Source organism: Paraburkholderia sp. C35 (assembly GCF_003121405.1).
GTDB lineage: Bacteria > Pseudomonadota > Gammaproteobacteria > Burkholderiales > Burkholderiaceae > Paraburkholderia.
The window spans coordinates 1-7205 of sequence record NZ_QBUY01000196.1; the positions used below are offsets into that span (position 1 = coordinate 1).

Below are 7205 nucleotides of genomic sequence, written 5' to 3' on the forward strand. Positions count from 1 at the left end.
TCGTGCCACTCCTTGAATTCGCCTCATCCCAGGATAGTGCACGCTCGCGTCAATGCCAGGACTTTTGCAGAGATTCCGCTACAAAAAAGCCTACTTTTTGTAGCATATGAGTCACATCACGGCTCGCCTTTCTTCAACCAATTCGCACTCCGTATTACATAGAAACTGGTTCTATAAATGGCAGCCTTATCTCTCCTCGGCAGCGACGAACCTTTCAGATCAGATATCAGTGCCGCAAGCCGGATCTTTTGATGTTGTAAGCTATACGCACCGCCTCGCCGTACTTGCAACGACGCAAAACACAATACTATCGGTTGGTTGGTCGGCCACTTTGTTCTTTGAACATCAGTTGACTAATTTAATCCGCTTTCACGGGAGTAGACGGATTTTTTTCGTTCGAAGTGCAATTAATTTTGTCAACTCAATCCGGTGCTCCCCTATCTAGGTTGCCTTTTCGGGGACTCTGGATTGACAGAGTTATTTCGATTTACGGCAGCCGCACGAGGTCGACGGGTCAGCGGGCACCTTCCGCGCCCAGCCCGCTACCTGCACGCTCGATGCGACCAACGACTATCAGGCGGTCCAGACCTGGCTCGCGCTGCACGAATCCCCCGCGACGCAGCGGACCTACCGCAAGGAGGCCGAGCGCCTGATCCTGTGGGCGATCGTCGAGCGCGGCCGCGCGCTGTCGTCGCTGACCACCGAAGACGCGATCGCCTATCGCGCCTTCCTACGCCAGCCCTCGCCCCGAGCCCGCTGGGTCGGTCCGGTGCGCGCCCGCACCTCATCCGACTGGCGCCCCTTCAATGGTAGTCTCTCCACGCGCTCGGTGGCCCACGCGCTGTCGATTCTCGGCGCGCTGTTCCGCTGGCTCGTCGAGCAGCGCTACGTGCTGGCCAACCCGTTTGCGGGCGTGAAGGTGCGCGGCAGCAGTCCGACTGCGCTCGACGCCTCGCGCGCTTTTACGGACGGCGAATGGGCGCTGGTGCGCACGATCGCCGACGGACTCGAGTGGTCCTACGCCTGGACCGAGCCCGCTGCACAGCGGCTACGTTTCCTGCTCGATTTCGGGTACGCGACGGGGCTGCGGGCCAGTGAACTGGTGGGCGCGACCCTAGGCCACGCAGAAACAGATCCACGCGGCGAGCACTGGCTGCGCGTCATGGGTAAAGGTAAAAAGCTCGCGCGCGTCGCGCTGCCACCGCTCGCGTGGGATGCGCTCGCGCGCTATCTGGCCGAACGCGGACTGCCCGTCGTGCCTGTACGCTGGCATCCGGCAACCCCTATCCTCGGTAGCCTGGAAACGGACAGCGACTCGACCATCAGCAGCGCACGTCTGTGGGTCGTGATGAGGCGGTTTTTTGTGCTGGCGGCGAAATCGATCGAAGCCGATCACGCGCCGCTCGCGGACAAGCTGCGACGGGCCAGTCCGCACTGGATGCGGCACACGCACGCCACGCACGCGCTGGGCAACGGCGCCGATCTCACCGCGGTGCGCGACAACCTCCGGCACGCATCGGTATCCACCACCTCGATTTATTTGCACAGCGATGAGGTCAAACGCGCGCGTCAATTTGCGGAAGCGTTCACTGCACGAAAATGAGGTCGTGCGCACGTTCGTCAAGGATGTGCCTGGCTCTTTAATCAGTTTATGCGTTGGCCATCAATGGAGAACCATCAATGCGATGATGGCAGCAACGCTACGTGCCGCTGCAACTCAACCGAGCGCCTAAAATCGATGTCCGACACGCGGGTGATTTGTGCCGACCACTGCAAATGACTGTTACCCACGTTGCTGGTTGCCGCGTTGCGAGGTGCCCGATCCGTACTGCAGTCAATCGACCGGACCACTCGAATCGTCGAAACCCTGCGTCGCGACCCAAGGGATTATTTCAGCGGCTTCGGCTTTTCCCTGTCGCACAGGGTTTCCCATTTTTCGGCAGGAACAACAGAGTGCATTCCAAGCTGCTTCGCGGTCTCGATTGGCAAGCGGAGCACTACGGTGCCCGGCCGGTTTTCCATGTTGCCAAGTGTTGTGAAGTCGATAGCAACGCCCTCAAGCTGAAGGTACACCACACTCCCTTCAAATAGCTCTTCATAAAGGCGCCAGGAAGGTTTGCCGTCTTCGGATTCGTGATGCGCGAGCGTCGCCTTGGTACCCATGATGTATGTCTGGACCGAGTCGTTGAGTTGGTGCGTCGAGTGCCTGTGCTGCGTGATGAAGCTTATCGTGCTCCGCTTATGGAACGTTATACGCACGAATGTAGAACAAGAAAAATCCTCCAGGAATTGCGACAATCGCGAACCCTGAAGCATCTCCGAAAGGGAAGTAGCGCGGTATTCTGAGACGTGGACGCGAAGTAGCGGTGTCGACAGCGTGTGTCGGGTGGCCAGACTGACGAAATGCCTGGCTATATTTCGTCTATCGAGTTACAGCGACAGCTGGCGTGAGACTTCGGCAAGTAAAGCGGCGCAATCGACCGCCCCACTACCAAGACGACAAAAGACGCTAGTGCTCGCTCAGGTGTTGAAAAGGGTTCATCCGCTGGTGGAGAATTCGTATCACGTCGATCAGAATTTCTGTCTCTTTGAAAAATACAATGTGCGTCCCGACCAGCACGCTTCGATAGCCTTGTCGAACATGGGAGGCTGCCCGGCTTGGCTGTGTGCCGTCAGTCAATCCAACGATCGTGTCCTGGATCATGCGGATATAACGCTCCGCCGGCCGTATTCCCCAGTATTTTGCCGAATAGTCCCAGATATCATCAAGATCCAGCCCGGCCGCCGGCGAAAGAACAAACTCCTTCACGTTGCGGACTTCTTCTTGCCCGCGAGAAACGCGTCAAAGTCAAACGGCCTGGACGGCCCGGAGCGCTCGCCCTTCTCCAGTTCGACGCGCAAGGCATCGAGTTTTGCTTCCTGTTCTTCCAGCAGACGCAGACCGGCCCGAACCACGTCGCTCGCCGTGTTGTAGCGACCGGCACGCACGCGATCCTCGACAAACTCGGCGAAGTGATCGCCGAGCGAAACGGAGGTGTTCTTGCCCATGATGACTCCAATCGGTTTCTCATTGATTATACCAATTTTTGGTAACCCGACAGCTCCGTCAACGGCGTACGTCAATCCGACTCGTGCGCGGTCCTGTATGGTGAGGATTTTCGGGAACACCGCAGCCGAAGTGAGCGATATCGGACGGCAGCACGGTATCCGGATATTCACACGGCATTCTCTGTGCAACAATCACTCATCCGCTTCTATCGCATTGCCTGCTTATTCCCATGGACACGCTTGAAGTTACCCCACAGGTGCTCGCCGGTCGCGGCGTATCGTTCAGCCTTCCCGGCTCTCAGGGGATGGTCGAATGCGTGGTCACGATCAGGGCACTACAGGACTGCTTCTGGCTTGAACCCAACGCCGATGAGCTCCGCATTATGCGTGCATTCCGCAATGGCTATGGCCGAATCCGGGCAGTCGCCGAGCGCAAGGTGCTCGCGCATCCAGTCACGCACCTTGAACTGACGCACGCCGATTTCGCGCGCCCATGAGCGTGCTGCCATGACGACATTCTTCGACGACGAAGCCCGAGTGGCAATGCTGTGCTATCTCGTGGTCGGCGAACTGGTGGCCATGGCACGCACCGGTGACTGGCTCAAGACGGATCACCTGATTGAACTCTCGCTCGTCTGGATGCGTGACAACGGCGCGAATCCAGAGTGGCGGGACCGTATTGGCATTTTGCGCATGGCAGCCGGCCTGGCACCCGACATCCTGGCGACGTTCGGGCTCAGGACCGACCAAACCCTCGCATTACTTTTTACGAATGGCGAGCGTCTCGATTATCGGGTGCCGCTCGTCGGCCAGATTCACGACCAGTGTGCTGCGAGACTGCAGCGTGCGTAGCCATGCATCGCAAGCCCGTATCCGTTACGAGCGTTCCCTGAGAGATTCTCGCCACGAAAAAAGCCCACAGCCGGTATGGGCGGTGGGCATCAACACGCACCAAAAGTCAGGGTACCTGCTTCTTTTGGAACCGTTGAAATTACATGGAATCCGGCAACGGAGCAACCCATACGATCAATAATGATCAAGCGATCTGCTGGGCGTGCGTGAGCCCTCTGATCCGCCACATCCAGTCAATGTTACGCGGCATTTGACCGACAACCCGCGGCTGGCAGGCGAAGCTCCTTCCCTTGATCGATGTGCCCCTTTCCTGTTGGCAGCTTTCCTGGCGAAGCTGGAATGTTTGTTTGGCGGCTAGACGGTTAGTTGCGCCGTTGAGACGGGGGACCATGAGTCGACGTTGGCAAGAGCGGTATGCTTCGCGCCGGATTTTTAAACCTTGATTGGAGACACACTCAAACGGGCGACACACGTGCGACAGCGACGCTTAACCGCACGACGCTCATCGGTGCAAGGCAAGGGACTTTTCGCGCTTCGCCCCATTGCGGCCAGCGAGCTGGCTTATCGAATACACAGATGAGTTGACGGAGAGCAGCCGCGCGCCAGCGCGCCGATGCCGGACACACCTTCGTCTGCGAGCCCGAGGACGGACGGTCGCGCGCGGCGACTCCGGTGACCAGCTGGCAGATTTTTGCGAACCGCGACAGGAAATCCAGTCGCACGTCGGACCATCCGCGATGCACCGTACGATTCACGAGAGCGGGCGAAAGGATAGCTAGCGGCACATCCCCAAGGTAGCGGCACAGACACACAAACGCGATCCTGAATCGCCCCGGAGGATCAAGACCCGCGAGCCACTATCGTCGCCGCAGCTCGTGTCCTGCATAAATTGCCACGAACGCACCGATCAGCAGCGAGGCCACCGCCCGCGACTCATCCAGCGTGCCACCTGACGCTGATAGCCTGGCGCCGTACCAGAGTCCAATTCCGCCGGCAGCGAGCAACAGCCCTAACGCCACTCCCCACACCGGTCCCGCCGCGTTTGCCTTCATCTTATGTGAAAGTTTCATTTTTCCCCCTGCTCGTTACACCTTCGATTGTTGCGTTACTACCTGCGTAGAAATCTGATGGCACCGATCGGTCCACACCACGTGGACCTCACCGCCATGCCAGCGAAAATCTGGCACCCTGCCTGCCTCCTGTTCACTGCCATCAAGGTGTCATAGAAGTGGCGCTTTATGAGCAACAGGGGCAGATCACCCGCATTGCATCTGGGATTCGCCGGTCACTTGCACATTGCTGACTGGTTACAATAATACGGTATATACCGTTTTAAAAAATATTCGTGCCCGGCTTTCCAGCATCAGGGTCATTGATGCGGATCGAGGAGGATAAATGTCAGATAGACACCCCTCCAGCCAGTTCGACGCTGCCCTGAATCTGCTTTCCTCAAAACTCCTCGAGATGGGCGGACTGGTGGAATCGCAGGTAGCGGCATCGCTGGACATGCTGGACGCGTTCGATGAAACGGTCTTCCTGCATATACGCGAGGCCGAGCAGCGGCTTAACCGGATGGAAATCGAGGTCGACGATGAGATCAATACCGTCATCGCGCGCCGTCAGCCTGCTGCGCGTGACCTGCGTCTGTTGATGGCCACATCAAAATGCGTGACCAACCTTGAGCGCGCGGGCGATGAAGCCCGAAAGATTGCCAGACGACTGAAACGGATTGACCAGGACGGTGGCGCCTCTGCGATCCAGATAGTCGAACTCAAAAATGCAGGTGAAATGGCCCTGCAGATCCTGCACCGGGCGCTCGATGCATTCGCCAGAATGGACGTCGCCGCCGCTGCGCAGATCATGAAGGACGACAAAGCCATCGATGAGGAATTTGGCGCCTTCGTCAGACGGCTGATTGCCGATATGAGCACGGCTCCCTGGTCTATTTCAACAGGCCTGGATTATCTGTTTATGGCCAAGGCAATTGAGCGTATCGGCGACCACGCCGTGAACGTGGCCGAGTTTGTGATCTATATCGTCAACGGCAGCGACATTCGACATCTGCCACGTGAGAGACTCAAAGAGAAAGTACTGCGAACCTGACCAGACACGTTGCGGCAATCTCGCCGCTCGCTCAGTTTCCTTCTGATTCTGTCATCGCCTTGACGACGAGTTCGACGATGCCACGCGTCGGCACGCTCGCTGACAGCGTCGCGATCTTCGTATGTACAAACCAGCGGCATCGCGCGATCTCGTTCATCGGCTCAGCCTCCACATCTGCAGGCACCTGCGCGAGAAACACGTGATGGTGAGTGTTCAATCCGCCGAACTGGAACAGATAGACCACGTCCAATGCGGCGATACCCGTCTCTTCTTCAAGTTCACGTCGCGCAGCGTCAAGGGGCGCTTCGTCACGTTTGATCCTGCCGCCCGGCAACGCCCATCGTGCACGGGCTCTCGCGACCAGCAGGATTCGGTCGTCTCGAATACACAATACGGTTGCCCGGTTTTTCATCCTTCCCTGATTTTTCCGATCGATGGCCTGTTAAAACGGGGATTGTCCATGTTCCCGGCGTCCATGTCACATAAATGTCAAAATTCGCCGCCAGCTTAGATGCGCAGTCCGTCACCACGGGTTCCCGACGTCAGTTTGCCGTGATCCAGGTGACGCTTGAATCCCTGTGCGGCGCGCATTGATGCCGGTAAGTACAGTGACAGGAGAATGCTATGGCGCAAACTTTCGACTACAACGGCTACACCCTGCAGATCGCAATCCAGTCCGATTTTCAGACTCGTAGAGGCGAACGAGTTTCAAGAAATCCCGGCTACGTTGCCGTCGTGCGAATCTGTGAGCCCGGCACACGTTTGTCGCGCTTCGCGCCGCTGAGATTTGTAGAAAAGGCAGGCCGCCCGTACGTCAGTGACGTCTGACGCGCTCGACGGTGGATATCATGCCGCTCGGATACTTGTCGACGATTTATCCCACCGGGAAGTACATTGACCCAGTGACCTGGTGGCTCTCTCGAAGCCCCATTTCGATGGGAGGCGGCGTGAATGCGCAACATATCGCCGTGACGCGCTGAACCTTGCAGCAGTCTGCATCACGAAAGCACCGGTGGGGTGTCATGACACTCCATCGGGGAGGTGCATCACCACAGAACTCAACCGTGCTGCCCCCTGCACCATCCGAGTGTCCCTGACCGACCCACTTCGGCAGGCTGATCGATGTTGCAGAGCGTCTCAACTCGAACTGAGACCGGCCACAGGCCTGCTCGATCATTTGAGACAGCTTTGACTGCAGAGTT

8 protein-coding genes and 1 pseudogene are annotated in these 7205 nt (G+C 57.9%); 5 read left to right on the forward strand and 4 right to left on the reverse strand.

Translation table 11 applies throughout. The features are described 5' to 3' along the window. Positions 1 to 487 precede the first annotated feature (487 nt). Positions 488 to 1603 (forward strand): annotated as a pseudogene (locus DK391_RS43495) (tyrosine-type recombinase/integrase); the annotation flags it as partial. Positions 1604 to 1887: 284 nt separating this feature from the next. On the opposite strand, the gene DK391_RS43500 reads toward DK391_RS43495, so the two are convergent. The 3 genes from DK391_RS43500 to DK391_RS43510 form a co-directional block, all read right to left on the reverse strand. Next, positions 1888 to 2163 carry a hypothetical protein gene (locus DK391_RS43500; protein WP_109484193.1) on the reverse strand — a complete coding sequence of 92 codons (276 nt, stop codon included), beginning with the start codon at positions 2161 to 2163 and terminating at the stop codon, positions 1888 to 1890. 346 nt (positions 2164 to 2509) lie between these two features. Next, positions 2510 to 2809: a type II toxin-antitoxin system RelE/ParE family toxin gene (locus tag DK391_RS43505; protein ID WP_109484185.1), complete on the reverse strand. Its 300-nt coding sequence runs from the start codon at positions 2807 to 2809 to the stop codon at positions 2510 to 2512. Then, positions 2806 to 3048: a type II toxin-antitoxin system ParD family antitoxin gene (locus tag DK391_RS43510; RefSeq protein WP_109484186.1), complete on the reverse strand. Its 243-nt coding sequence runs from the start codon at positions 3046 to 3048 to the stop codon at positions 2806 to 2808. Before DK391_RS43510 ends, DK391_RS43505 begins: the two co-directional genes overlap by 4 nt. A 230-nt stretch (positions 3049 to 3278) precedes the next feature. On the opposite strand from DK391_RS43510, the gene DK391_RS43515 reads away from it, so the two are divergent. The 3 genes from DK391_RS43515 (at position 3279) to phoU (ending at position 6003) form a co-directional block, all read left to right on the forward strand. Further along, a complete protein-coding gene (locus DK391_RS43515; RefSeq protein ID WP_109484187.1) occupies positions 3279 to 3545 on the forward strand; it encodes a DUF1488 family protein in 267 nt (88 codons plus the stop codon). A gap of 10 nt (positions 3546 to 3555) precedes the next feature. After that, complete coding sequence (locus tag DK391_RS43520; RefSeq protein ID WP_109484188.1) at positions 3556 to 3900, forward strand: hypothetical protein; 345 nt, start codon at positions 3556 to 3558, stop codon at positions 3898 to 3900. Positions 3901 to 5295: 1395 nt separating this feature from the next. Then, the gene (gene phoU, locus DK391_RS43530; protein WP_109484190.1) at positions 5296 to 6003 is read left to right on the forward strand and encodes a phosphate signaling complex protein PhoU; all 708 of its coding nucleotides are present in this window, start codon (positions 5296 to 5298) and stop codon (positions 6001 to 6003) included. 31 nt (positions 6004 to 6034) lie between these two features. On the opposite strand, the gene DK391_RS43535 is transcribed toward phoU, so the two are convergent. Then, the gene (locus DK391_RS43535; RefSeq protein WP_109484191.1) at positions 6035 to 6415 is read right to left on the reverse strand and encodes an NUDIX hydrolase; all 381 of its coding nucleotides are present in this window, start codon (positions 6413 to 6415) and stop codon (positions 6035 to 6037) included. A 212-nt stretch (positions 6416 to 6627) separates the two neighbouring features. Between DK391_RS43535 and DK391_RS43540 the strand changes: the two genes are divergently transcribed. Further along, entirely contained in the window at positions 6628 to 6831 is a 204-nt protein-coding gene (locus DK391_RS43540; RefSeq protein ID WP_109484192.1) for a hypothetical protein, read from the forward strand. The last annotated feature ends 374 nt before the right edge of the window (positions 6832 to 7205 follow it).